The 25,955-nt window shown below is 48.3% G+C and carries 23 protein-coding genes and 1 pseudogene; 10 read left to right on the top strand and 14 right to left on the bottom strand.

What is annotated here, in order from left to right; all coding sequences use genetic code 11:
• Positions 1 to 10: 10 nt before the first annotated feature.
• Genes C7W93_RS04125 through C7W93_RS04115 form a run of 3 tightly spaced genes read right to left on the bottom strand, consistent with a single transcriptional unit; the run spans position 11 to position 4,063 of the window.
• Positions 11 to 1,780 (bottom strand): ABC transporter permease subunit, encoded by a 1,770-nt coding sequence (locus C7W93_RS04125; protein WP_108438880.1) that lies wholly within the window; start codon positions 1,778 to 1,780, stop codon positions 11 to 13.
• Positions 1,777 to 2,952, bottom strand: a complete 1,176-nt coding sequence (locus tag C7W93_RS04120) for an ABC transporter ATP-binding protein (RefSeq protein WP_108438879.1) — start codon at positions 2,950 to 2,952, stop codon at positions 1,777 to 1,779. The genes C7W93_RS04125 and C7W93_RS04120 overlap by 4 nt, the downstream gene beginning before the upstream one ends.
• A gap of 34 nt (positions 2,953 to 2,986) precedes the next feature.
• Complete coding sequence (locus C7W93_RS04115) at positions 2,987 to 4,063, bottom strand: ABC transporter substrate-binding protein (RefSeq protein ID WP_108438878.1); 1,077 nt, start codon at positions 4,061 to 4,063, stop codon at positions 2,987 to 2,989.
• A gap of 516 nt (positions 4,064 to 4,579) precedes the next feature.
• On the opposite strand from C7W93_RS04115, the gene C7W93_RS04110 reads away from it, so the two are divergent.
• Entirely contained in the window at positions 4,580 to 5,224 is a 645-nt protein-coding gene (locus C7W93_RS04110; protein ID WP_108438877.1) for an SAM-dependent methyltransferase, read from the top strand.
• Between the two features lie 127 nt (positions 5,225 to 5,351).
• Here C7W93_RS04110 and C7W93_RS04105 read toward each other — a convergent pair whose 3' ends face one another.
• Positions 5,352 to 5,642, bottom strand: a complete 291-nt coding sequence (locus C7W93_RS04105; protein ID WP_108438876.1) for a putative quinol monooxygenase — start codon at positions 5,640 to 5,642, stop codon at positions 5,352 to 5,354.
• A 94-nt stretch (positions 5,643 to 5,736) separates the two neighbouring features.
• Between C7W93_RS04105 and C7W93_RS04100 the strand changes: the two genes are divergently transcribed.
• The 5 genes from C7W93_RS04100 (at position 5,737) to siaD (ending at position 10,504) form a co-directional block, all read left to right on the top strand.
• On the top strand, positions 5,737 to 6,303 hold the full coding sequence (locus C7W93_RS04100) for a hypothetical protein (protein ID WP_108438875.1): 567 nt from the start codon (positions 5,737 to 5,739) through the stop codon (positions 6,301 to 6,303).
• Positions 6,304 to 6,756: 453 nt separating this feature from the next.
• Positions 6,757 to 8,745 (top strand): biofilm regulation protein phosphatase SiaA, encoded by a 1,989-nt coding sequence (gene siaA, locus C7W93_RS04095; protein ID WP_201747156.1) that lies wholly within the window; start codon positions 6,757 to 6,759, stop codon positions 8,743 to 8,745.
• A gap of 16 nt (positions 8,746 to 8,761) precedes the next feature.
• Positions 8,762 to 9,304, top strand: a complete 543-nt coding sequence (gene siaB / locus C7W93_RS04090; RefSeq protein WP_108438874.1) for a biofilm regulation protein kinase SiaB — start codon at positions 8,762 to 8,764, stop codon at positions 9,302 to 9,304.
• Positions 9,305 to 9,329: 25 nt separating this feature from the next.
• Positions 9,330 to 9,710, top strand: a complete 381-nt coding sequence (gene siaC, locus C7W93_RS04085) for a biofilm regulation phosphoprotein SiaC (protein ID WP_108438873.1) — start codon at positions 9,330 to 9,332, stop codon at positions 9,708 to 9,710.
• Between the two features lie 2 nt (positions 9,711 to 9,712).
• Positions 9,713 to 10,504: a biofilm regulation diguanylate cyclase SiaD gene (siaD, locus tag C7W93_RS04080; protein WP_108438872.1), complete on the top strand. Its 792-nt coding sequence runs from the start codon at positions 9,713 to 9,715 to the stop codon at positions 10,502 to 10,504.
• 142 nt (positions 10,505 to 10,646) lie between these two features.
• On the opposite strand, the gene C7W93_RS04075 is transcribed toward siaD, so the two are convergent.
• Both C7W93_RS04075 and C7W93_RS04070 read right to left on the bottom strand, forming a co-directional pair.
• Entirely contained in the window at positions 10,647 to 11,330 is a 684-nt protein-coding gene (locus C7W93_RS04075) for an HAD family hydrolase (RefSeq protein ID WP_108438871.1), read from the bottom strand.
• A 311-nt stretch (positions 11,331 to 11,641) separates the two neighbouring features.
• Positions 11,642 to 11,887: an H-NS histone family protein gene (locus C7W93_RS04070; protein ID WP_108438870.1), complete on the bottom strand. Its 246-nt coding sequence runs from the start codon at positions 11,885 to 11,887 to the stop codon at positions 11,642 to 11,644.
• A 290-nt stretch (positions 11,888 to 12,177) separates the two neighbouring features.
• Here C7W93_RS04070 and C7W93_RS04065 point away from each other — a divergent pair, with 290 nt between their 5' ends.
• Positions 12,178 to 13,389, top strand: a complete 1,212-nt coding sequence (locus tag C7W93_RS04065; RefSeq protein WP_108438869.1) for a patatin-like phospholipase family protein — start codon at positions 12,178 to 12,180, stop codon at positions 13,387 to 13,389.
• A gap of 355 nt (positions 13,390 to 13,744) precedes the next feature.
• On the top strand, positions 13,745 to 14,362 hold the full coding sequence (locus C7W93_RS04060) for a hypothetical protein (protein ID WP_146177516.1): 618 nt from the start codon (positions 13,745 to 13,747) through the stop codon (positions 14,360 to 14,362).
• Positions 14,363 to 14,481: 119 nt separating this feature from the next.
• On the opposite strand, the gene C7W93_RS04055 is transcribed toward C7W93_RS04060, so the two are convergent.
• The 6 genes from C7W93_RS04055 to C7W93_RS04030 all read right to left on the bottom strand — a co-directional run bounded on the left by C7W93_RS04055 (position 14,482) and on the right by C7W93_RS04030 (position 19,347).
• Positions 14,482 to 15,261: a peptidylprolyl isomerase gene (locus C7W93_RS04055; RefSeq protein ID WP_108438867.1), complete on the bottom strand. Its 780-nt coding sequence runs from the start codon at positions 15,259 to 15,261 to the stop codon at positions 14,482 to 14,484.
• 123 nt (positions 15,262 to 15,384) lie between these two features.
• Positions 15,385 to 15,651, bottom strand: coding sequence for a BolA family transcriptional regulator (locus C7W93_RS04050; protein WP_108440470.1), 267 nt, complete (start codon positions 15,649 to 15,651; stop codon positions 15,385 to 15,387).
• 8 nt (positions 15,652 to 15,659) lie between these two features.
• Complete coding sequence (locus C7W93_RS04045) at positions 15,660 to 16,280, bottom strand: septation protein A (protein ID WP_108438866.1); 621 nt, start codon at positions 16,278 to 16,280, stop codon at positions 15,660 to 15,662.
• A gap of 91 nt (positions 16,281 to 16,371) precedes the next feature.
• On the bottom strand, positions 16,372 to 16,770 hold the full coding sequence (msrB, locus tag C7W93_RS04040; RefSeq protein WP_108438865.1) for a peptide-methionine (R)-S-oxide reductase MsrB: 399 nt from the start codon (positions 16,768 to 16,770) through the stop codon (positions 16,372 to 16,374).
• Positions 16,771 to 16,826: 56 nt separating this feature from the next.
• Positions 16,827 to 18,326 (bottom strand): YdiU family protein, encoded by a 1,500-nt coding sequence (locus C7W93_RS04035; protein WP_108438864.1) that lies wholly within the window; start codon positions 18,324 to 18,326, stop codon positions 16,827 to 16,829.
• Between the two features lie 199 nt (positions 18,327 to 18,525).
• Positions 18,526 to 19,347 (bottom strand): ferredoxin--NADP reductase, encoded by an 822-nt coding sequence (locus C7W93_RS04030; RefSeq protein WP_108440469.1) that lies wholly within the window; start codon positions 19,345 to 19,347, stop codon positions 18,526 to 18,528.
• Positions 19,348 to 19,671: 324 nt separating this feature from the next.
• Between C7W93_RS04030 and hutU the strand changes: the two are divergent.
• Positions 19,672 to 20,625, top strand: a pseudogene (hutU, locus tag C7W93_RS04025) (urocanate hydratase); the annotation flags it as partial.
• A gap of 266 nt (positions 20,626 to 20,891) precedes the next feature.
• Here hutU and cls read toward each other — a convergent pair.
• Together cls and C7W93_RS04010 are read right to left on the bottom strand one after the other, a co-directional pair.
• Positions 20,892 to 22,286 (bottom strand): cardiolipin synthase, encoded by a 1,395-nt coding sequence (cls, locus tag C7W93_RS04015; protein ID WP_225869743.1) that lies wholly within the window; start codon positions 22,284 to 22,286, stop codon positions 20,892 to 20,894.
• A 128-nt stretch (positions 22,287 to 22,414) separates the two neighbouring features.
• Complete coding sequence (locus C7W93_RS04010; RefSeq protein ID WP_108438862.1) at positions 22,415 to 24,709, bottom strand: site-specific recombinase; 2,295 nt, start codon at positions 24,707 to 24,709, stop codon at positions 22,415 to 22,417.
• 414 nt (positions 24,710 to 25,123) lie between these two features.
• Here C7W93_RS04010 and C7W93_RS04005 point away from each other — a divergent pair, with 414 nt between their 5' ends.
• A complete protein-coding gene (locus tag C7W93_RS04005; RefSeq protein ID WP_108438861.1) occupies positions 25,124 to 25,915 on the top strand; it encodes a DeoR/GlpR family DNA-binding transcription regulator in 792 nt (263 codons plus the stop codon).
• The last annotated feature ends 40 nt before the right edge of the window (positions 25,916 to 25,955 follow it).

Here is a 25,955-nt window from a genome sequence, read left to right as displayed (position 1 = left end):
GTTCTTCCTTTTATGCAAAACGGCGCTTAGCCAAGCGATTCCGAACCAGATAAGTGGCCGCCATTAAGAACAGCACGCCAGCAAACAGAAGAACGGAGACAGCGGCTAACGAAGGGCTGACTTTGAGCAAGGCGTCATCCCACATTTGCTTAGGTAACGTGGTGAAAAGTCCTCCGCTGACGAATAGCGATAGCGTCAGGTCATCGAAAGAAGTTACAAAGGCGAAGATAAATGCTGAAACGACACCGGGCATGATGATAGGCAGCGTCACCATCCGTAACCGTGTGGATGTTCTTGCGCCGAGGATACTGGCGGCTGCATCTAAACGGCGGTCATATGACTTTAATGTCGCGGTTACCGTAATCACGACATAGGGCAGCGCGAGTGCGGCATGTCCGATTGCCAGCGCAATCGATGAGCCTACTAAACCAAGTCGCGATAAGACGTAAAAGAGGCCGAGGGCGACGATGATTCTTGGCAGGATAAGCGGCGCTAATAGCAGGCCTAACATGAGCGACCGGAACGGGACTCGATGCTGGGCGAATGCAAAGGCTGCCGGAATGCCAATGACCGATGCAAGAACCGCCGCTAGCGTACCGACCCAGAGCGATCTCACAAACGCGCCAGTCCATACTGGTGAGTTGTACAAATCCTGATACCAATGGAGGGTAAAACCCCTCGGTGGCCAGTCAATAAACGCACTCGTCGTGAACGATTCAGGGATGAGCAACACCACTGGCAAAATCATCACTGCAAGGACGATTATTGAAAGAATTCGTACCCCGGAACGCACATCCTGACCTGTATTGCGGCGGATGGGTATTAACGCAAAGAGGCGATTTGTCCATTGTCCCAGCTTCCAATAAGTGCCGTGCTTTAGCGCACGTATCCATGCACCCAGCTCGGATGGATTGGTATTATTGCTTCGCATTTGTTCCCCAGCCAGACTAGACAAGCCGACCAGCCGGTCGTATATCCAATAAATGACTAACGTAACGATCAATGTGACAACGGATAGTGCTGCGGCAAGTCCCCAGTCCATCATCTCTTGAACTTGTTGGATGATGAGCTGCGCAATCATGGTCTGGCGCGGTGAACCGAGCAAAGCTGGCGTAATAAAGAAGCCGAGCGCAGAGACAAAAGTCGAAAGCCAGGCGGCAGTTACGCCCGGTGCGCAGAGCGGTAAATAGACTACAAAAAAGGACACTGCTGGTCGTGCGCCTAGTGTTGCTGAAGCTGGAACCAGACGCTTATCCATGGATTGCAATACCGGCAGCATGGTCAGAACCGCCAACGGTAAAAGAACATGCACCAGCCCGACGATGACACTAAAGCTTGTATAAAGTAATTCAAATGGTTCGTTCGTTATGCCGAGGCTTATCAATGTACTGTTCAACAGGCCCGATCGGCCGAGGATGACGATCCATGCAATCGTTTTGACAAGGAAGCTTGTCCAAAAAGTCAGCAGCACGCCCATCCACAGTAATTGCTGCCAGCCACTTGAGGCGCGGGTAATCGCAACGGCGACCGGAAACGCCGCAATGACGCTGACCGATGCGGCGATCGCCGCCAGAAACACACTGTGCCCAAGGACTTGTGCATAAATCGGCGTGTGAACCAGACGTGAAAATGCGTTATATGAAAATCCGGCCGGACTATTCAGTGAGGCTAATAACAGCAACGTTACCGGAATGAAAACGGTCGCCGCCAGGAATAACATTCCCGGCGATAAAAGCGCCAGACCTGCCCAACTGCGGCGTGAATTGTGCTTGCCGCTCATGGCGCAACTCCAAATATCAGCCCATCGCTTTTATTGAAGCTCAGCTTTGCAAGGCCAGATGGTTTTGGGGCGTTGCGTGCAGTCAAACCTACCACGACCATTTCAGTGTCATGCGTTATTTGGAGTCGGGTGCGCGCAATAGCGCCGCCAATGACATGGCTGATGACGTGACCGGTTATCTGATTATCTGACGCATGGTCGGCTGATGTAAGGACTTTGATTGCTTCCGGACGCACTAGCAATTGACATTTGTCGCCGGGGATAAGGGCATCGACAACCTTGCCTTGCAATACGAGATTCTCGCCTGCGCGTATAGTTCCGTTTTCTCCCTCTCGCGATGCAAGAACGCCATGAATCCGGTTGGATTCACCGAGAAAGCTAGCGGCGAATACCGACTTGGGCGAGAAATAAAGTTCATGCGGTGGGGATACCTGTTCAATCCGCGCGTCGTTCATCAGACAGATGCGATCAGACATGGTCATCGCTTCTTCCTGATCATGCGTGACATACAAGACTGTGATGCCCAGTTCCTGTTGTAGTTGACGAATTTCGGCTTGCATGTGAGTACGCAACGATTTGTCGAGCGCGGCTAACGGTTCGTCCATCAACACCACCGAAGGGCGATGGACAATTGACCGCGCTAATGCGATGCGCTGTTGTTGTCCACCTGACAGTTCCGAAGGAAATCTGTTTTTAACGCTAGGCAATTTGACCTGATCCAGAACTTCTACTACGGCTGCATGAATCTTGTCCTTGCTATACCCCTTCATTTTGAGCGGGAAAGCAATGTTCTCGAACACTGTCATGTGCGGAAAAAGCGCGTAGCTTTGGAACATCATGCCGACGTCGCGCTCGTAGGGTTGTTGTTGTGTCGCCTTCCGTCCATCGATCCAGATATCACCCGATGTAGGCGCGACTAATCCCGCGATCATCATTAGTAGCGTGGTTTTTCCGGATCCCGAGGGGCCCAGCAAAGTCACGAACTCACCTTGCCTGATACTTAATGTACTTTCTTGAAGGGCGAAGGTATTGCCGTATCTTTTGGATATCCCTGAGACGACCAGTTTCGATGACGTGACCGCTTCCAAAGTATCATGCGGGCTACGGACCAAATGTGGTTTGGGCGCGTGAGTTTGTACCGCGGAGGCAATATCGGATTTTAAATTTGACATGGGATATGAGGTACTCATGATGAACGTGTCTCGGTCACGATAGCAGCCAGGTATTGAAGCGCTCGGTCAGATTGTCTTTATTTTCTGACCAATAACGTCCATCAATCTGGATCGATGAGGCCATATTTTCTGGGAATGTGGGCAGCTTCTTTGCTTTGACAGGGTCGATATATTTGTATGCATCCGGGTTAGACGGGCCATACGAAAGATGCTTGGTGTAAAGGGCCTGACGCTGGGCGTCGCAGGTGAATTTGATGAACTCTCTGCACATATCCGCTTTTGGCGTTCCTTTGAGGATCGCGAATCCTTCAACGCTCCAAAGCCCTTGATTCCAGATGATTTTCACCGGTGCGCCCTCATCGATGACCGTTTGGGCACGGGCGTTCCAGGTTGTACACATATCGACTTCGCCAGCCTTCAATAGCTGTGATGTTTGCGCACCGCCGGTCCACCAGACTTGCACATCTTTTTTGATTCTTGATAGATTTTCAAATGCTTTTTGCGTATTGATGGGATAGACGGCTTCACCACGTTTCAGTGTCGCCAGATAAGCCTCTTCCAACGTATCTGCAGGGTTGCGGCGTATAGCGCGTCTGCCGGGAAAGTCTTTTACATTAAAAAAATCTGCCCATGAATTTGGCATTGGCCGATCTTTAAACTTATCTGTGCGGATGGCTAATACGGACTGCAATACCAGCGTTGCAATCAAATACTGGGATCGAAATTTTTCTGGAATTTCCGGCGCATTGACCTTGACTTCTTCAAGGTAGAAACCGGTTTTTTTGTCGGTCAACACATCAGCGGATTGCCGGTTTAGCAATGCCATATCCCAAGCATAATTCTTTGATTCAACCATCCCTTTAATGAGCGAAGTCGGATCGCTTTGGGCGACTACAGGGATTATTTCAATTCCCGTTGCGGCTTTAAAAGGTTTATAAAAAGCCTCTCCAAAGCCATCCGAATAGGGGCCGCCTGGGTCTCTTATAACTAGCTGCTTTGATTGGGCTCTGGCTGAAGTCCAGATTGTGGGAAATGCCATGACAGATACGGCAGCCCCTACTTTTTTTAGTGCGCTGCGGCGGGACGTTACGTCTTCTTTAATAGAATCCATGTGATGACATCTCCAAGACAAGGTTGAATTTGATTTTATTATGACATGTCATTACGTTTATTGACATGTCATTGAAATATATGACATGTCAGTGAGGCGGTCAAGTTTTTTTGAGAAATTTGCTTCAACTTGGCATGGGCAGCGTAGTTCATTGTGATTAAGTAAATATCTGCCCAATTATTTGCTGGAAATATCTCCCAAAAACGCTCACGAATTGACCGTCGCTCTAGTGAGTTTTAGCGAAACTACCCGAGCATTTAGCCGCCAAATTGCATAGGATGCGTATAAAACCGTGTAAAATTCCAGTGATTACAAATCACGTCATTTTTGGCCTTCAGTGACGATAAAGCCCTGAATATTCAGGGCTTTATGTTTTTTGACATAACGCGTTTCAGTTTATATTCGCATCTTGGTGTCACCCGCTACAGGGATACGCATCAAGAGGGCACACCGACTTGCCTGACCAACTTGCGCCGGTCGATTTTCAACTTTTTTATTACATCTGGAATAAGTAACATGCTGATCATTACCATCAAACAAGGTAAAGAAAAAAGCCTGCTGGTTCGCCAGCCATGGATTTACGCTTCGGCTATTGAGCGCGTCGATGGCAAGCCGGGCGAAAACATGCAGTTTGGCGCCACCGCGCTGGTGCATTCTTCTTCAGGTAAATTTCTGGCGCGTGCAGCGCATAGCCCTAAATCAGAAATCCGTGCACGGGTCTGGACTTTTGACCAAAACGAAGCGGTTGATCATGCCTTTATGAAGCGTCGCATCAAAGCTGCTGTGTCCGCACGCAGCATGGCTGGTGGGGCAAAAAATAGTGCAGCGACGGATGTCGTGCATCTGGTGATGGCCGAAAAGGATGGTTTGCCCGGTTTATTGGTCGATTGGTACGGCGGTCGTAAAGGCTATTTAATCTGTGAATTTCAGGCCGCTGGCGTAGAAGCCTGGAAGGTGCCTATCGTTAAAGCGTTGATGGCTGAGACGGATTGTCCCAACGTGTATGAGCGTTCCGATGAGCTGATCCGTAAAGGCGAAGGTTTACTGGACGTATCCGGTGTGCTGGCCGGAGAAGAACCGCCAGATGAAACGCAGTTCACGGAAAATGGCGTGCGTTTTGCTGTGGATATCAAGACCGGCAAAAAAAGTAAATATCGATAGTTTGATCGCTGCATAGTCAGCATTTTTTAGTCTGGCGCAGAAAATGTGCGCTATCTTTTTTAGAGAAGATAGCGCGCAATGTGTAACTGGTTTTTTCTGTACTGCTTGCTGTATTCCGCCAGGATTTTTACGCCAGGATTTCGAGTATGCGTAAAGTGCTACTCTCTACTAAATCCGCGGCTTGCGCTTTCCATGTCATCACGTGCGGCGCATCAAAATGTTGATGCAGCAATTCACGACTTTCCCATCTCTCGAAGAAGACGAAGGTACGGGGATCGTCTAAATCGCGATGCAAATCATATTGGATGAAGCCAGGATCGCTTTGCGTGGGCGCAATCAGTGCACGCATCGCTGCTTCCATGTTTTCTTCTTGTCCAGGTTTGGCGGTATTGATCGATATGACGGCGACGTGTGACATGCGTTTCCTTTTTTGCGGTGAATGTCAGACAGTACAGCAGGATAGGGTTGCGCGTACGAACGATTCAACGTCACTAGTGTAAAGAAAGCCTGAGATGAACGACACAATAAATCCCGCAAGTCATGAAGATATGCTGCCGATCGGTATGTTGGGAAACGGACGGGGCACGGCGAAAGCGATGGAGACAGTCGCCATTCGCAAAACCAATATTGAAGGATGGCAGCCGTTTCATTATGAAAAAATTTCGGCGACCGAATTTGAAGTCAGTGGCGGTATTCCGGCCATTATCGGCGGCGCAAAAAGATGGCCCGAACCGCATACCACCGTGATTGTTTCTGAAGAAGAACTCGCGCAGGAATTGGAGGCGGTGTCGGAAGAGGCGCCGGCAGGGAATGACGACAGTGTCCGTGTAGCAGCACCTGCCGTTTTGGTGTCGAGTGCCGTGCAATCCTTGGCTGGCATCACGGATGCAAAACTGGCTAACCCAGCAAGCAGCAAACAAAAATACATGACCGTCATTTTGCGTATGCCGGACGATGCGGCTGGGCATCAGCGTATCGCCGACATGCTCGCGCTAGATAACAATTTCTTCGGTGCAGTGGTCATGGCGACTGCGTTTCAAGAGGATATTTTGGTGAGTCAGTTTTTACAAAAGAGCTAAACGAAAAAGTATTTTGTTGTCAGTGTGGTTGTATATTTTATTGTCTTATTTTGAACGAGAGGGCGGTCTCGGCGAAAATGGACCCGAAGCGCCACCAATTGACGATAGGGCGATAAGAACTAAGTTTTATGTGTATGGCGCAGGCTTGTAGCGGGGCACTATTTTTGCAATGAAAATTAAATAACAATTTATATTGGCATGGTTATATCATGCAATTATTACATAATTTATTATTAATTTTATGTTTTAAGTGAAGATTTTGATGTCGGGTTTTGGCGTCGGTTATTTTCTGGATAGCAAGGAAAAAAGCCAATTTGACATTGCCTTGCGTTAAAAGTAACATCTCTCCAAATCCACATTGGCATACTCAGGCGCATGTATTTGGCTGTATCCTTTCGTCGGCAAAATCTTCCGGTATTTCCGGTTTAAAAGAACTTTCTGAGAAGAAACATAGTGCGAGCATTAGGTCTGCGTGAGAAATCGGTACTGGCCTTGTTCGGCACCTTCCTTTTGGTAATGCTGCTGGCAGGACTTGCCGGCTGGCAAGCGGTTGAATCGATACGCTCCCATCTGGGGACGGCGTTTACCGGTAATTTTACTTTACTGAATCGTGAGCGAATTCTGGCACCTGTCAGCAGAGAGCTGGCACTGTCGCTACGATTGGCTGGCTCGCAGGCAATTCGTCAATGGTTTCTCGATGGAAATAATGTACAAAAGAAAGATTCAGCGTTCGAGGAAGCCGAAGGCTTCCGTGCGGACTTTACCGATAAGTCATATTTCCTCATTTCGGCTCTTTCGAATAACTACTATTTCAACGACCCCAAAAGTCCCGTCAGCAGCGCGCCACGTTATCAGTTGAAAGTTGGCGATCCAAACGATGCCTGGTTCTTTAGTACGATGAAAGGCGACAAACGCTTTAACGTCAATGTCGATCCCGACGTCAAACTAGGTGTGACTAAAGTGTGGTTCAACGTCATGGTGACGGACGGTGATCGCAAGCTTGGGCTGGCGGGTAGCGGTTTGGATTTGTCGGTCTTCCTGCGTGACTTTATTGCCACTACCGAGCGCGGCGTTACACCAATGATTGTGAATGCCGATGGCGCGATCCAGGCGCATCCTGATAGTAAGCGGATTGCTTTTAACTCAGGAACTAAAGAAGCCAACATTTACCAGTCGCTATTTGGATTGCTGGATGGTCCTGGCGATGCGGCAGCGGCGCGGCAGGCTTTGGCAAGTTCGGCTGCCGCCCCGGGCAGTGCGAAGATGTTCTCAGCCCGAATACAAGGAAAAGAGCAGATAGTTGCCGTATCGTATATCCCTGAACTGAAATGGTATGTGCTGACCGCGGTCGACCTGAATAAGGTGGAAGTGATTGGCGATGGCTTCCTGTTGAAGGTGGCGATTGCTGCTGCCGCTTTGCTGGCGCTGGCCGCACTGGGATTTGTTTATGCGGTGAATCGCATGATCCTGACACCGCTGATGACGTTGAAGCAATCGGCGCAAAAGATGGCGGCAGGCGATTATGCCATTGCGTTGCCAGCACCTCGCGATGATGAGATTGGCGAGTTGGGCGCAGCATTTGGCGCGATGGTGGATAAAGTACGGCGCAATACCGAAGAACTTGAGGAAGCAGTGCGCGAACGTACCGCAGAGCTGGTGTTGGCGAATAAAGAGATGGGCGCAGCAAACAAGAAGATAAGCGATTCGATTTCTTATGCCAGTCTGATTCAGCGCACGATTTTGCCGGACCGGCAGTTGAGCATGGCGTTGGGCGACAAACACTTCGTACTCTGGCGTCCGCGCGATGTAGTGGGCGGCGATTTTTATGTTTATCGCGAAGTCGAAGGCGGTTGCCTGCTCGGCGTAGTTGACTGTGCTGGCCATGGCGTGCCGGGCGCTTTCATGACTTTATTAGCCCGCGCTGCGATCGATCAGGCAATCGACGAGGTCGGTGTTAACGATCCCGCCGGGATTCTGCAACGCACCGATCAGGCGGTCCGGGCGATGTTGCAAGCTAATGAGGATCAGCGTGACCTTGCGACCAATATGGATGCAGGTTTTGTTTATCTGGATTTTGTTGCCCGCCGTGCAACGTTCGCAGGTGCCAAAATCGCGTTGTACTGGTGCGATCAGGACGAGGTCGGCACGATCCGTGGCAGTCGGCGGGCGATCGGTGATCGTCGGCCTGGCGAGTTTCAGAACGAGACGACGGGATTAGATGGCGCGCGTACCTTTTACATGACTACCGATGGCTTCCTCGATCAGGCAGGCGGTACGCGCGGATATGGTTTTGGAAATGCACGTTTTGCCGATATGCTGCGACAACATGCCAAGCGGCCTTTGGCGGAGCAAAGCGCGGCGTTCGAATCAACGCTAGCTGCGTATCAGGGACCTCACCCGCAACGCGACGATATTACTATCATCAGCTTTCGCTTTGGCTGACCCTTTGGAGACATCCATGGATGTGCTTGACCTTCTTTCCTTGCAGCAGACATTTAATCAACAGCGGATAATGCTGTGTTTTAACGGGCCGCTGACTAAAAGCTTGATCGAAGAGATCGGTAATGCGTTGCGCAACTATTTGCAGCGAGAAAATCTGACCGCCTCTTCATCGGTAGACGTATTTGCGGCATATATTGAACTAACGCAGAATATTCGCCACTATGCAGTTAGTAAAGGCTGGGAAGAAAGCGAAGCGGCTGCCACCGTAGTGGTTGCCCGCGATGCAGTGGGACGTCATATTGTCTCGGCTGGCAACTTGCTGGACGCAGCCGACGGCCCTGCGCTGGTCGAACGTATTAATGTTCTGGCAACGATGGATAAGGTGCAGTTAAAGGCCAAATATAAGGAAGCACTGCGCATGCCACGCGCAGCAGGAACATCCAGTGGTGCAGGGCTGGGTTTGATTGACATGGCACGCAAGGCGTCTGAACCGCTTGCTTGCTCGTTACGCACCCTTAATGACGGCAAGGCATTTATCAGCCTGCGCGTTGTGTTGTAACAGGAACCGCACAAAGGAACGCATGATGGAAAATTTGATGATAGCGGGTACGCAATCGACACCGGAAATTCATTGCGACAAGGATACCGGTATCGTAGAAATGCGCGGAGATTCGTATCCAGAGAACTCCTATGAGCTTTTCTCTCCGGTAATGGATTGGGTTGCGGCAGCTCTTAAGGATAGTGATCAGCCGCTGCTGCTGAAGCTGCATTTGTTGTATCTGAATACCAGCAGCGTGAAAGCGATGATGGATATTTTTGACATGCTCGAAGATGCGCATGGCAAAGGACGCGCGGTGGCGGTGAATTGGTATTACGACGAACAGAATGAACGTGTAGCCGAACTTGCCGATGAATTCAGGGAAGACTGTACTTTCCCGTTTACTATCGTCGAGCAGGTCGAATAAATATGCGTGAAGCGCGCCCACTTGAAACATCGATTGAAGCCTTGTTGGCCGATAGCGCTTATGAGGGGCATCCTCTGCGCCAGCCATTGGCCGATCTCTATGCCGAATGTCAGGCGCAATTGCACCGGCTTGAGCGTATTACCAGCATTTCAGATCAATATCAGACGGCAGCGCGCGAGGTGAATCTTTCCCTGAGCCAGCGTTACGGTAAACATTTACGGCAGCTTGAAAAGTTGGTGCGCATCACTGACCGCTATCAGTCGATGATGCGAGAACTGAACGTTGCATTGAAGGAAGCTTCAGCCACGGATGCATTAACCGGCCTTGGCAATCGGCGCATGTTGATGGAGCAACTGAAATCGGAAGTCGCAAGATGGGAGCGTATGCGCCGTCCGTTTGCGATTGCGATCGCCGACATTGACCATTTCAAAGAGGTTAATGACACCTACGGCCATGAAGGCGGTGATAAAGTCTTAACCGAAATCGCACAAATTCTGAAGTCCGGCATGCGGGAATATGATTGCTGCGGGCGTTGGGGGGGAGAAGAATTCCTAATCGTCTTACCGGAAGCGACGGCGTATGATGCCGGGTCGATTATCGAGCGCCTGCGACATGCGATTGAAACCTCCGACATCCAGCTCGAAAATAAGCTTGTGCCGTTGTCTGCCAGCTTTGGAATTGCGGAATACTTTCCGGGCGAAACCATTTCTGATCTGATCAATCGCGCTGATGCGGCCATGTACGCTGCCAAGCGGGCAGGGCGCAATCGCCATGAAACTTCTCGCAAAGATTAGCGAAGCGTTGGCCCTCGATTCGGCGCAATCACCCTTTTAAGAACATTCATTCTTTCAAATTTGCGCAACGCTAAAAGCGTGCAGCTCGCATGTTTTACGTGTGCTGCCGCCAAATTACCGCGTCATCAATCTTCGTCAGCATTTAGTTAATCCCTAATCCATGCAGAACTCTATGCGAGAGTTCTGCGGATGTGCGCGAAATAAGTTCCTCAGGCACGTTAAATTTTTTGGTGAGACGTTTATGGCTTTCAAATCCATATGAAACCATGAACGGGTGCATGCCCGCACTTATTCCCGCCAGAAAATCTTTTTCTTCATCGCCACAAATATAGCTGCGCGCCGGATTAATATTAAATCGCTCTCTGGCGGCACGGAATTGCACGGCCTTTTCCTGGCGCACAGGAATATGGATGAAAAAATCGAGCGCGTCGAGATCGATGCCATGGCGGCGAAATAATTGCCGAAGTGTTTCTTCCGGTTCATTGGTGATATTGCGCGTCACCAGACCGACCACAATATCCGGGGCTGCTATCAGAGACTGAATCAATTCTGTGATTTTGGGATATAGCTGTGCCTCTTCGCGATAAACTTCGGTTAGCGTGGTCACTATCTGTTTCCTGCTCTGCTTACCAATCTGTTTTTTGATATTCGCTGGAAAATCCTTCAGCCCCCCCAAATATTTAAAAATATGGCGTCGCTTTTGAAAACTTTCTTCATCGCCGATTGCCATATTGTGGCGTGCAAATGTTTTGTCGATGGCGCTAAACGCGTCTATCGTCGTGCCGTCTGCATCCAGAATAATGAGTCGTTTGTTATTGTCGTACATACGCTATCCGTGAATTAATGGTGGTAATGATTGCGTGCTGTTCTCACGCGGCGACTCTGTCAGCACCCTAACTAATTAATGTGACGGCAGCGTGACGTTGAGATTATTGGGAGCGCACTACTATCGACGGGCAATCAGGCTTTGGTCTGGCCGTTTTTTTTGGACTAACAATAAAAAAGCCACGTGCAATGACGTGGCTTTGGTAATTCTTCTGGTCTTCTGCATGCGGTCAAATTAGCGCGTTGTGCTTTGCTACTGTCGCTTGAATTTTGCCAAAATCGCACATGCTGAAGTTGACCTCGATACCGAGATTACATCTCAGTATTTTCCGGTGTCGATTGCTGTGCTTCTTGCGGTTCTTGCGCTTCGACTGGTGTAGAGGATGGCTTCATTACGCGTTTCTTGCCCATCAGGCCTAAATCGGCGCCAGTGATGCCATATTCTTGCATCTTGGTTTTGATTTCCAGGATGACGTCGGCGAGCTCAACCAGACGGACTTCTTCTGCTTGCTTACGCAACTGTTCGATTTGATCTTGTAGTTCTCTGTATGTAGACATTTCTGAGGCTTCCTTCGGCTGGAGAACGGTAAAGTATACATTAACCCTGTGGATGAACGAGAGTAGCCGGATAAAAACCGCATAAAAATTTCTATATGGTGCCGAGTTGAATTTCCTTGCAATAGCTTTGAAAGCAAATTTGCTGCTGCAAGCATATTTTAGCGTTGCCTGAGACGGCCAAATACAGCCAGTCATCGCGCAATGCCCCTTGTTTTCTTTTTTTGCGTACAGGGGAGCTTAACAATGTCTGTTCACAGCGTATAGTCATCGGTCTTATTCAAGGATTTCATATGATGCGTTTCATCAATTCTTTATTGTCAGCTATCGGATTATCGTCGGGCTTTACGGCGCAGCAAACCATCGCCTCGGCTTCACAGCGAGAAGCCGAGGATCAGGCAGATCGGCAGGAATACGAAGCGAGGATTAACGCGGTAGTGAATGGATTGGTCCTTCGCAGCACAATTCGCGTTGATAACACGTTGGATATATTGATGCTATCTGGCGGCGGTCAGCATGGTGCTTATGGCATAGGATTTTTGCGCGGTTGGCAAAGTCGCGCCGATGCCATCATGCCGAACTTTGATCTGGTGACTGGAATCAGCACGGGCGGCTTGCAAGCACCGTTTGCTTTACTTGGCACTGCTGCCGCACTCGATCAGGCTTCGGCGCTTTATCGCAGCGCGACCACCGATTTTGCACCAACCTTTGATTGGTTATTCTGGTTGCGACGAACGGGAGGATTGGTCAAAACGGCGCGTTATAAATTGATGATTGAACGCGAGATGGATACCCGTATGACCGCGCAGTTGCAAGCTAGCTTTTCAGAGGGTAAACAACTTGTGATAGGCACGACTGATTTTAATTTGGGCATTGGACGCCTTTGGGATATCGGGCATGAATTGCAGGCTGACGATGGTTTAAATCGGGTGCAACAAATATTGCTGGCAACGACCGCAATTCCGGGTGTTTTTCCACCATTGATAATCGACGGTCATGTGCATGCGGACGGCGGGGTGATATCCAACCTGCTCGGTGCTCTGGATTTTGAAGGCTACAGAAAATTGGGTGCTCGACTCGCTGCGTCAGGCGTCACTCAGCCGACAACAGTACGTATTTGGGTAGTGGTTAATATGTGGACATATCCCAAACCAATATCGATTAATCCGTTTAGTCGTCGTGCGATTTTGCAGCGTAGTAATTCATTAATGTTCTGGAATCATCAGCTGCTTTATCTAGCCGGGCTGAACGATCTGATCCGTGCAGTTAATGCAGAGGTTCCGGAATTGCGCCTGGAAATGCGTTATACCGCGATCCCATCCGAATTGGCAAACGCGCCGGGAGCGGCAGCATTGTTTAACGAGGAATGGATGACGCGTATTGAAAAATTTGGCTTTGAGCGCGCTCAAGGCGCGAATCCTTGGGATACGACGACTACGCCGCATGCGCGACCGTTGCCCGTATTGACGTCCGCTGAAAGAGTGGCGTTTGATCAGGATGAATGATGCAGCGCTGAGAGTGCAACCATTAACGTTAAAAGTATCTACTCTCCGTGTGAAAGTTTGACTGTCGATAAATTACTAATAATTTTTAGTGGTATTTTTGTTGATTTTTTACTACTGTAAAGGGAGTGGTTGCGATCAAAGTGGCACGTATAGCCATGTAGAAATAGTTGCGAAAGAAGGCATGATTTGATTTGCGCGACCGATATAAAAGGAAGTCTTGGTTTGACCAAGACCATGGTCAACAAATTGCACACAGGGAGCGCTGAAAATGGACCAACTATATCTACTCAGGTTGAGGTTTATTATTCCCTGCGCGTCGTTACTTCTAGTCTTATCAGGGTGCGCATCTGTTGGATTGAACACGGTAGAGTTGCAGCCGGTCATCATCAATACGGGCACTTTGGTTCAAGCTGGCTCGTTTGGTTTTTGTGCATCTCAAGGCAAGACGCCAGAGACAACATTTTCCTCGGTTCCGCCACAGATGATGGTTGGATATGATGATTTCTTTAGGGGTGGTAAATCACCTTTTGCTTGCGATGACGTCCGGATTTCCATCTTCAGAGGTGGCGTGAAATTCGATTTGACGCAGTTTGATCGAATTGCGCATGCAGAGCTTTTGCTAGACACGATGCAGTCGGTAACACGCAGCGACGGTAAGCTGATGCAAACTCAGACGCCTGTTTCTTATGCGAATATGCTTTGCGTGGCGACCGAAATATTTGCTTCTAACATGCTTTGCGACAACGAAATGCCACTTCCCGTAGGTGAGGTTATTAGCATTGATGTATCCAACCAAGTACGCGATTGGATAAATAAGCGACGTAATAACTTTGGCTTTATTTTAGGTGGCCCAAGGCCGATGTTTTCCGCACAAACGCCGCCGCGGGACAATGATGCAAAAATAAGTTGGTACAACAATGTTCGCTTGCGTGTTACTTATCAAAAGACTGGAAATTCCAGGGTAATGCAGTAAATTGGTGCTAGCTCGCGTATGGTAAGTAATCTAAAAAATGAGATTCATTGTGTTTGCTACAGGCAATAAAAAACGCTCCGAAGAGCGTTTTTTATTGCGACTATAAGGCTCAGTGAGACTTATTGAACCTTAGCTTTTGCACGCAATTCCTGTTGGTATGCTTGCAGTTTCTTCTGTTGCAGCGCCTCAGTGATTTGTGGCTTCACTTCAGCTAATGTAGGGATCTTAGCTGGACGGGATTCTTCCAGACGAATCACGTGGTAACCAAATTGGGTTTTCACTGGCGTTTCAGTGATTTGACCTGGTTTCAATGCGACCAGAGCGTCGGAGAACTCTTTAACGAAAGAAACGGGAGTTGCCCAACCCAGATCGCCACCGTTAGCAGCTGAGCCTGGATCTTTTGATTGCTTTGCCAGATCTTCAAATTTAGCGCCGCCTTTTAACTTGGCAATGATAGCTTTTGCATCGGCTTCGTTTTCTACCAGGATATGGCGAGCATGGTATTCCTTGTCGCCAGCAGTTGCTTTGAATTTGTCGTATTCAGCCTTGATATCGGCATCGCTGATTGGGTTTTTCTTGATGTAGTCTGTCACCAATGCGCGAATCAGGATCGACTGACGGGCGATATCAGCTTGGGCTTTTACGTCTGCGCTGTTACCTAGGCCTTGTTTTTCAGCTTGCTGGACCAAGATTTCGCGGTTGATCAGCTCATCTTTAACCATTGCGCGCAGTTGCGGTGAATCAGGCTGGCCGCCTTGAGCTGCCATTTGAGTAACCATCAGGTCGGCACGCGAAGAAGGGATTGCCTTGCCATTTACAACGGCAATATTTTGGGCTAAAGCAGGTAAAGCAACAGCTGCAAAAAGTACGACCAGCAAGCGAGCAGGTTTAAAAGTCATATTCAAATCCTAAATAGATTGGGGAGGTGTAGAAGAATAAAGCAGAATATAGCTAGAAAGAATGAAGTGTCTAATTAATGTGTAACTAAATTTTACCGACGCAAGAGATAACCAATACGTTTTTTAGGAGTTGCTTAGTTCCGACGGTGCCAAGGCAATGATCGCTAAAGCATGAATTTTATGTTTCATCATGTCATCTAAACAATCATACACCAGACGATGCCGATTCAAGCGATTTTTCCCTTCAAAAACTGTGGAAACTAGCTTTAGCCGGTAGTGACTGCCGCCGGAGGCAGCGCCGGCATGTCCCGCATGCATTGCCGACTCATCTTCGAGTAGACATTCGGTCGGCGCAAAAGTTGCAACCAATTTTGTGCGAATCTCATCCATCTGGGTCATTATTTTGGCTCCTTAATGTATTTGGATAAATACAAGCTTTGCCCGATAACAAAGGCAAACATCAAACCCATACCGCCAAATAGCTTAAAGTTTACCCACGTGTTGGTAGGAAAGTTAAAGGCCACGTACAAGTTTAGTACGCCCATAAATACAAAGAAAGCGCTCCACGCCAAGCCTACTTTGGCCCAGATTGGCTCAGGTAATGCCATCTGTTTTTCCATCATTGTACGGATCAAATTTTTACCCATAACTAACTGGCTAATAAGTAATGCGCTGGCAAAGCACCAATACAATACCGTTGGTTTCCATTTGATAAAGGTGTCGTTGTGAAAGTAAATCGTCGCGCCGCCAAATACCGTAATAATTACCAGAGAAACCCATAGCATTGGATCAACTTTTTTACGGCGTGTAAGTAAATACCCTATTTGCAGCAGAGTAGCCAAAATCGCTACCGCAGTGGCCAATATAATAGGTGCCTGCGTCGCAGTAACAATGCCACCGGAGACGAAGCCCGACAAATATTGTGATACCAACGCTTGCGCCGCGTCGGTGTGGCCTTCGCCCCACTTAAAAATGCCGAAAAAGAGTATTACCGGGAAAAGGTCAAACAGAAACTTCATGGGTGGTACTTTCGTTCTAATGAGAAAATTTTGGCGAAGAATAATATTGGTCACCGAAAATAACTGACGTTAAATAATATTAACGCGCTGATTATGTCGGATCAAACCTCAATGAAGCAGAGTTAATGCAATAACGTAAGCCGGTCGGTGGCGGTCCATCAGGAAAAACATGGCCTAAATGAGCGTCGCATACATTGCATAAGATTTCAGTCCGGTTCATCCCGTGCGTACGATCGATGCGTTCGCTGACATTGTCGGGGTTAATGGCTTTGAAGTAGCTGGGCCAACCGCAACCAGAATCAAATTTTGCATCAGATTCAAACAGCGGTGTATTACAGCAGACGCATGTATATATACCGTGTTCATGATGATCCCAAAATTCGCCGGTAAATGGGCGTTCGGTCGCTGCTTTACGCGTGACTTCGTATTCCATTGGTGCAAGTGCTGCACGCCATTCCGCTTCGGTCTTGGTAACTTTCACTGTAGACATTATGGTTTCCCGTTTTTTAGCAGTTTTATATGGTGTCTCGACGACAGTTTATGGTTTTAGGACGAGCAGCTAACTTCTAACTTACTAGCCCAATCCGGCGGCAATTCGGCATAGCGTGCGTGCTCAGGTTGCTCGTCAAATGGTCTCTCTAAAATCTGCCTTAATTTGCTGACTTCAGAGTAGTCTTTTTTCTGTGCTTTTTCGATGGCAATTTGTGCCAAATAGTTTCGCAGCACGTATTTGGGGTTAATTGAATGCATTGCAAGGCGGCGGGTTGCGTCTATGCTGTTTTCTGCGGTTAAACGTAAGCGATATTGTTGTGCCCAGCTGTCAAAACCCATTCTATCTATAAACAGGTCACGCAAAGGCGCATCGGTTTCAGGATGCACGCTTTGCAAATCACCTAAGCGCCGAAAGAATAAGGTGAAATCTGCGTGACTTCCTTGCATAAGTGCAAACATGGCATCGAATAATTTATCGTCATTTTCCTGATAAGTCTGTAAGCCCAGTTTTGCATGTAGTAAGGCGTCGAGTTTTTCAGCGTATTGCGCCTGATAATTTTTTAATGCGTCTTCGGTCGCTTCAACACTGCCAATCAATGGCAGCAATGTCTGACCAAGCGCATAACAATTCCAATGGCCGATTTGCGGTTGCATATTATAAGCATATCGACCTTGGCTGTCGGTGTGATTGCATATATAGCTCGGGTCGTAAGCTTCCATGAAACCAAAAGGGCCATAGTCGATAGTTAGTCCCAAAATTGACATATTGTCGGTGTTCATCACGCCATGCATGAAGCCGACCGCTTGCCATTGCGCCATTAAATGCGCGGTACGCTTTGTTACTTCGGCCAAAAAAGCATGGTAACGATTTTCGGCCCCGGCTAATTCTGGATAAAACGTATCGATAACGTAATCTGCCAGAACTTTTAGCGATGTGTGATTTTTGTTATAAAACCAATGCTCAAACGAACCGAAGCGCACGAAGCTTGGCGCTAATCGCGTCACCACCGCTGTGGTTTCGGGCGTTTCGCGCATGACCAATTGATTTGAGCCGATCACGCTGAGTGCGCGCGATGTAGGTATGCCCAGCGCGGCCATCGCTTCCGAACATAAAAATTCGCGGATAGAAGAACGCAATACTGCACGACCATCACCCATGCGCGAGTAGGGCGTTGCGCCAGCACCTTTAAGTTGAAGTTCGATACGACCCGCCACGGGATCTGATGCAGGGACGTCGCCTAATAATATTGCTCGACCATCACCTAATTGGCCTGCCCATTGGCCGAATTGATGGCCTGAGTAGACTGCTGCAACTGGTCGCGAAGCTTCTAATAGTTGGTTGCCCGAAAATGTTTCGACAAACTGTTCTGATGAAAATATGGCAGGGTCGAGGCCGATCAATGCGGCCGCCGAAGCGCTGGCATCTACTAAATAGGGAGCCGGGAGCGGCGTTGGCATTAGACGCGTATAGAACTCAGGCGGTAAAGCTGCGAACGCGTTGCCTATCGAAAGAGGCATAACTGCTGCGATATTTTTTACTGCTGGGGCATGCATGCAATTTCCTTGGTTGTCGGAATGTGGTTTTAGGCGACATTTTGACAGAGATAGAAAATGTCGTTGTCGCCAACGTCGTTGTAGGTGGATTTCTGTGTTTTGTAAAAGGGCGCAGGCAATATTATTTAATAATAAATAGCCATCTAAAGGATGGCATCAATTCTTGGCCTATCGCCATTTGTCCATTACCAAACTTAACTCACCAATAATCTTCTGTGACGAATTGCCCGGGGGCAGCCCTGCGGCAAGGGCGCATTCCTCGTTGTGCCAATATTTCTCTCGTCGCTGTAATCATTTCCGGATTGCCGCACATCATTAAACGTGATGCGTCGACCGTAATGGGATGGCCGACAGCGCTTTCCAACGTTCCGTTTTCGAGCAACGTCGTAATACGTCCGTGCAAATGCTGTGCGCCATTGGAAACAGTATCTCTGGTCGTGGCTTGCACTAATGTCAGGCGCGCACCGCCGTTAGTGAGTTGCGAGCGTTGCGACAAACTGCTTAATAACGGTTGATAAGCTAATTCTTCGCTGGTGCGTACGCAATGAACGAGCACTAAATTACGAAATTTTTTCCACACCGATGGATCTTGCAAAATGGAGATGAAAGGACCCAAACCGGTGCCGGTCGCCAGCATCCAAAGGTCTTCACCGTCGACAAAGCGATCCGCTGTCATGAAGCCATAGCTGGTTTTATCAACCAGTACGGAATCCCCCGGCTGAAGCTTCGCCAGTAGTTCGGAAAATTGTCCATTTGGCACAAGTACAAGATAAAACTCTAGCGCATCTTCCTCGACCGCCGAGGTGACTGAATAGGCGCGTGAAAATGTTTCTCCGCTCTCGGCAACCAGTCCAAGTCGCGCAAATTGCCCCGGCGTAAATACATAGCCAGGAGGACGCGTACATCGAAAGGACAGCAATTTGTCAGTCCAGTAATGCACGCTGGTCACTATTTCGCTGGTATTTTTTTCCATATTTTTGTCGGCGGTGGGCATATGAGGTAAGGCAGTGAATGTGGACATTGAGCCTATAACCATACACTTTTCGGCCCGGCGATGGGGTGGTAACGATTGCTCGGTATCGCTTATGCATCTTTATATGCATTTCTACATAGCGTATGTACGGTCAACTTGCTATTTTTCAACTAAAACGACATCTGACATAAATTTTATTTGACACATGTTGTATAGCCATTCTACTTAAGCTGAATATACAACTTGATCGCTATAAAATAATGAATCACCTAAATTTAAGGGCTTAAATAGCTGCACTAGCAACGCAAGATAAGTCTTAGAGACAGCTATAAACAAACGATCGTCTTACCACTTTTATCGAAAGTAAACAGAATGAATGCAATAACGTTGCCAAAATTAACCGATCCACGCCACGGCGAAACCCGCGTAATTCGCGCTGCACGCGGTACTGCTTTGATTGCCAAAAGCTGGCTGACCGAAGCACCGCTGCGGATGCTGATGAATAATCTTGATCCTGAGGTCGCCGAGCGCCCGGGTGATCTTGTGGTGTATGGCGGCATCGGGCGGGCGGCGCGGGACTGGGCTTGTTTCGACAAAATCGTTAAAGTGTTGACAGCACTAAATGAAGACGAGACCTTGCTGGTGCAATCCGGCAAACCGGTTGGTGTCTTTAAAACCCACGCCGATGCGCCGCGCGTACTGATCGCCAATTCCAATTTAGTCCCAAAATGGGCGAACTGGGAGCATTTCAATGAACTAGACCGTAAAGGTCTGTTTATGTATGGGCAGATGACCGCTGGAAGCTGGATTTACAGCGGCAGTTAAGGCATCGTGCAAGGCACGTTTGAAACATTTGCCGAGGCAGGACGTCAACATTTTGGCGGCTCTCTGGCGGGTCGTTGGATTCTGACTGCTGGCTTAGGCGGCATGGGCGGCGCGCAGCCGTTGGCTGCAACCCTGGCGGGCGCAGTGTCTTTGACCATCGAATGTCAGCAACCCAGTATTGATTTCCGCTTACGTACACGTTATCTGGACAAACAAGCCAAGGATCTGGATGACGCCATAGCATTGATCAAATATCAGACCGAACGCAAAGAAGCTGTTTCTATCGGTTTGCTGGGTAATGCTGCCGAAGTCTTATCTGAAATGGTTAAGCGCGCTCGGGCTGGTGAGATCAAGCCCGATCTGGTGACGGATCAAACCTCTGCGCATGATTTAATCAATGGCTATTTGCCGATTGGCTGGAGCGTTGCGCAATGGAAAGAGGCGCAGACCGTGCAATCGCAGCAAGCGCAATTGATGGCCGACGCTGCCAAGTCTTGCGCCCAGCCCCCGATAAGAACATTCATGCGGTGCAATTGGAATTGGCGCAGTGTACTTATATGGAAGAACAGCATCCTTTTGCTTTTAATGAAATGTTGGCAAATCAGGTGCGACCGACATTACGCCTGTTTATAGAAACAATGCTGGCACGCGCGCAGCAGAATCTGCCTTAATATCTAATGTGTCATGGCGCGCAACGCGACGATTGGCAGATACATTCGTCGCATTCTAAGTATGGGCAGCTATGTTGTCGTTGAAGCTTTACACTTTTAAAGCCAGTATTCGAACGATCTCGCTGCCCATTCCTTAATCCGGTCCGCCATCGAACGTTGGTCCCAGGCTTGTTTGGTGATTTCTTCCGATGTGTTGAGATCATCCCGAAACGCGTTTTCCATTTCACGGCCAAACTCGTCACCGAGAATGATGACGTTTGCTTCGTAGTTATGCAGGAAGCTGCGGATATCGAGATTTGCTGAACCAACGGTTGACCAGACGCCATCAATCACAGCAGTTTTGGCGTGCAGCACAGCGACTTTTAAGCGATAAATTTTGATACCGGCCGCCAGCAATTGGTCGTAGTACGATTGCCCCGCTTGAAATACTAAACTGTTGTCGGAAACACTAGGAAAAATCATTTTGACGTCGACTCCCCGTGCGGCCGCATCGATTAATGTCTGTACCATTTGTGAGTCGGGAGCAAAGTAGGGCGTCGTAATGTGGATGCTTGTCTTCGCATTCTGAAACGCCTGGATATATGCCTTGTAAAGTGAAAAGTCGCCTCGCGGCCGACTGATGACGACGCGCACAACTTTGTCACCGGCATTGCTTAACGTTGGAAAGTAGTCCAGATCGGGCAAATCCTCGCTAGCCTGCCCCGACCACGAACGCATAAATGACAATTGCAGCGAGGCGACTGCCGGTCCTTCAATCTTGATATGGGTGTCGCGCCATCCTACCGAACCGCTGGCTTTTTTCTTCGACCTGAATAACGAACTGTTGGCATAGGCCGCGCTGATATTGACGCCGCCGGTAAAGGCAATTTTTCCATCAACGACCAAAATTTTTCGATGATCACGATTATTCAGACGCCAGCGACCAAACCGCTTGAGCGGATTGACGGGATTGAATTCAGCTAGCTTAATCCCTGCATTACGCATCCGGTCAAAAAATTCGGCAGGCGTGCCTAGGGTTCCTACGCCGTCATAAATAATATTGACCTGCACACCAGCGCGTTGCTTTTCAATTAATAAATTAGCAAAACGTAAACCAAGTTCATCCTGATCGAAAATATATGTTTCAAAATTAATATTATTTTTGGCATTCGAAATGGCCTCGATCATTGCATTAAGTGTTTGCGGTCCATCAAACAGCAGCGTTATTTTATTACCGGAAATCAGCGGTGTACTAGTGGCTGCATCTTCCAGGGCGGCTAACTTTTTCAAATCGACGTGAGAGTGGCGCAGTTTATTAGCCAGAACTGAGGGTGTTCTTTTTGTTAAAAGAGTATTTTCCGGGGAGTTGCCGGTTGCTAAGTTAGCGTTGGCAGGCTCCGTTTGACTAAAGTCGCTGACGTTTGGCAGGGAGGCGCACGCAGCGACCATCAGGCCGAACAAGCTTAGAAAAAGTAGGCGTTGCAAGCGGTGAAATCGGGAGGAATTTGACATCGCGGATCTTTTTATATCAGGCTAAACAGCATGACAATAAGTATATAGTCAAAATATCATTACCCGAGCAATCTTTGATCCGGTGTTGGCCGTGGATTTATTAAACAAAGGTCATTGAGAGGTCATAGTTATCCTGCCAGATTATTTTCACTTTCACTAGTCGTCGACACGACAATTTTCGGCGGTATAAAAAAGTCGATAGGGCGTTTAATGAAACGCGCAAATATCCCTTTTGCAAGCGGCAGGCTTTGCTGAAACCGTACTTGGCGAGAGCGTAAGGCGACAAATAAAGCCAATGAAAAACTGACCCACAGATTAATAGTACCGATAGCTAATATGCCAAGAATCGAACGCACGACTGTATGCCAGGCCATTTCATTATTCAGCCCAACTAGAGAGATAGCGAAGTTCGCAGCTGAAAATGTAATGTGGCGAATATCAATTGGCAAGCCGACCATAAATCCGATGGTGCCAATCGTGCCCAATAGAATTCCGAAGTAAAAGTTACCCATTAAGCCGCCCAGATTGCCCTCAAGGTAATGCGCGACCTTACTTAAACGTTCCTTGCCAAGTATTTTCCCCAACCAACGCGCACGCTCTATGCGTTTTGCCATATGAGTATATAACGCACTATTGTCGTAATAGCCCGAAATCAGACCGGCGATAAACAGACAACCGCCAGCAATAGCAGCATGAAACAGCGCCAGGCTATTTAAAGGATCAATATCGTGGAGTAAATGCTGGGCTTTGTCAGGGCTGACCAGATGGTGACCAAACAAATAGAACCAGGCAGTACTAATGAGATAGGCGACTGGGAACACCATTAAAAGATTGCCCGCCACTGCCACAAACTGGGTGCGCAATACTTTAACGATTAACTCGACCAGACTATCTATATCGATATTGCGTCCATCTTTGCTGTGTAATCCGGCGGCAATCCGCGACGCGGTCATTGCCGGTTGCTTGGTAGCGACCGTAAAGTGTAAAACGTGAATTAGCATGAAGCCGACCGAGTAATTCATGCTGAACAAAAAAGCTTCAACCAGCGGCGCGGCGCGTAAATAGGAGAATAGAATCTTCAGCAGCGCCATAAATCCAATGACAACGCCTGCACCGGATGCCGAGCGGAACATTGCATTGAATTGGCTGCGATTTTCTGCAATGTAATGTTCGCCGGTTCGGCTGGCATTTTCGGTGATGTTTCTGGCGAGCAAGTTAATGTTGTTGGCAAATAACTCGCGCACTGCATATTTGCGGTTATGCGCTTCAACCAGTTCTCTTGCCAGCGCGATGGCGGCAGTGCGTTTGGATAGTTCGGTAAATGTTATCGCTGGCGTTAAGGTATTTTCTTTTGCATCTTTTGCATCTTTTGCCTGATCGTCGACTGATGCCACGATGTTCGCGTCATCTGCACTGTTATTTATCTCAACCAGTGCCAACAGTTTGCGTAGGCGCGCTATGTTTTGATCCAGACGCACCAATAAATAAGTCAGAGCAACGCTGGTGCCTTTTTTTAGCGCATTTTTGCGAATTTTGATGACGACGTCGTCGCATTGATCCAGCATGACATGCAGATGTTTAGCGTCTTCAACTAGCGTCGGTGAGAATTGCTCATCGACTGAGTCGTCGTCTTTTTCCGCGTTTATTTCTATGGCATCGTCTGTTTTAGTAACGGTAAGCGCATCGCTATTCGTGGCGTGCTCATCATCAAGACGACGGCGATAGTCTGCCAAGTAGCGATGTAATTCGACGTTTTGCATCAGAAAAGGCGATTCGAAATCTTCCATTTCCGGATATAAACGAATTAAGGACGGTTCCAAGCCCATCGCGCTGACGCGATACGACAAAGTTTGCGTGGCTTCCAATAACTCGACGATCGTTTTGCGCCGGTCGCGGGCTTCGTCGGAGGATTTACTGGTTGCAGTGCTGGCATGCTCAACCCCGTTTGCGTTGGGAGTTTCGGCGTCGGATGGCGTAGCTCTCAACGGCGATGCATTATCCAGAACCGCAATCAGGTCTAGCCATTCTTTGGTGGAGATTGCATTCAGCCATAGGTAATCCGTTTCTGCCGGTAGAACGCGGTCCAGGCAATCTCTTAAGTAAGCCTCGTCTAACGCGGGCGGCAGCACTCTATAAGATATGCGCTGAAACAGTTCCGTGAAGAAGCCGGCGTTGGGCAGAATCCCGATGTCGGTATATAAACTTGTTTGACGCCGAGTCGCGTACAGTCGGCATAAATAATGCCTTAGCGCACTGGCTTGAAGCGGATCATTTTTTAGCAACTCCACCAGCACGCGAATCTTTTCTGCGGCTTCGCTGCCGTTTTCTGGATTTGGTGGTCGCAACGTGTCTACCAAAGCAGTCAGATATTCAACGTTGGGGGAGTCTGGATCGACGGCAATCAGTTTAAGTGTGGATAGCATGAAAACGTTTTTAATTGCGAAGCGCACAGTGTACGTTTTGTCAGGTTAAATTGCGTTATCAATTGCATAGATGGTGTGGGGTGATTGCAAAAATGGTAAGAAATTTCAGGACGCTACGCGTATCTCTGATAGTTATATGTATGTGGAAAACGCAAAGTGCAATGACATATTTCTCCTAAGGTATAAAAAACAATCGCCATTATTGCTTTGGCATGACTTTCAGCCGGTAAAATGCTTTCCTTGTCGATGAATCTATTGGGAACTAAGATTGCATGGGATTGCGTCCTGATGCCATGTCCAAGGTAGTTTTGGTTTAGTTTGCCGTATCCATGCGCCAATAAAAAGCTTCGCCCAGAAAAATAAAAATACATTTCAATTATTTTTGACTACCGACACCAAGACGGAATTCGTTATATGACACAGACACCGGTCATTGCATTAAATGTACGTCAGCAGGAAATACTCAATTACGTCCAGCGTGAAAGTTTTGTCACAGTAGAAAATTTGGCGAATCGTTTTGGGATGACGCAACAAACCATTCGACGTGACATTAATATGCTGTCGGAGCTAAATCTGCTGCAGCGTTATCACGGTGGTGTTGGTTTGCCTTCTAGTGCTGAGAATATTGCCTACGGCGCGCGGCAGGGATTGCAATCTGAAGAGAAACGCAGGATTGCGGCGTTGGTCGCCGAACATATTCCCGATCAGGCAACCTTATTTATCAACATCGGCACAACGACTGAAGAAGTCGCCAAGGCCCTCAGCCGTCGCCGTAACTTACGCGTTATTACTAACAACCTTAACGTTGCTGCGATCATGAGCGGTTATCCCGGCTGCGAAGTGATCATTGCTGGCGGCGTGGTGCGGGCGCGTGATTTAGGGGTTACTGGCGAAGAAACGATCGATTTTATTCAGCGCTTTAAGGTGGATTTTGGCATCATCGGCGTTTCTAGTATCGATCCCGATGGCGCTTTACGCGATTTTGATTATCGTGAAGTCCGCGTGGCAGAGGCTATTATTGCCCATTCCCGCACGGTATTTTTAGTCGCCGACCATTCCAAATTTATGCGCTCCGCATTAGTGAAGCTGAGTGAACTGTCTAAAATTGATGCCTTGTTTACCGATAAGCCGATACCGGAATCATTGGTTCAGGCTTTTAAAGACGCGGATACGGATGTATTCGTGGCGGATAAAATATCGGATTAATCTCCGATTGTTCTGATGGGATCTTGTTCCGACTGATCTT

The sequence above is a fragment of the Glaciimonas sp. PCH181 genome (assembly GCF_003056055.1).
Lineage (GTDB): Bacteria > Pseudomonadota > Gammaproteobacteria > Burkholderiales > Burkholderiaceae_D > Glaciimonas.
This window is presented reverse-complemented; position numbering and strand designations above follow the sequence as displayed.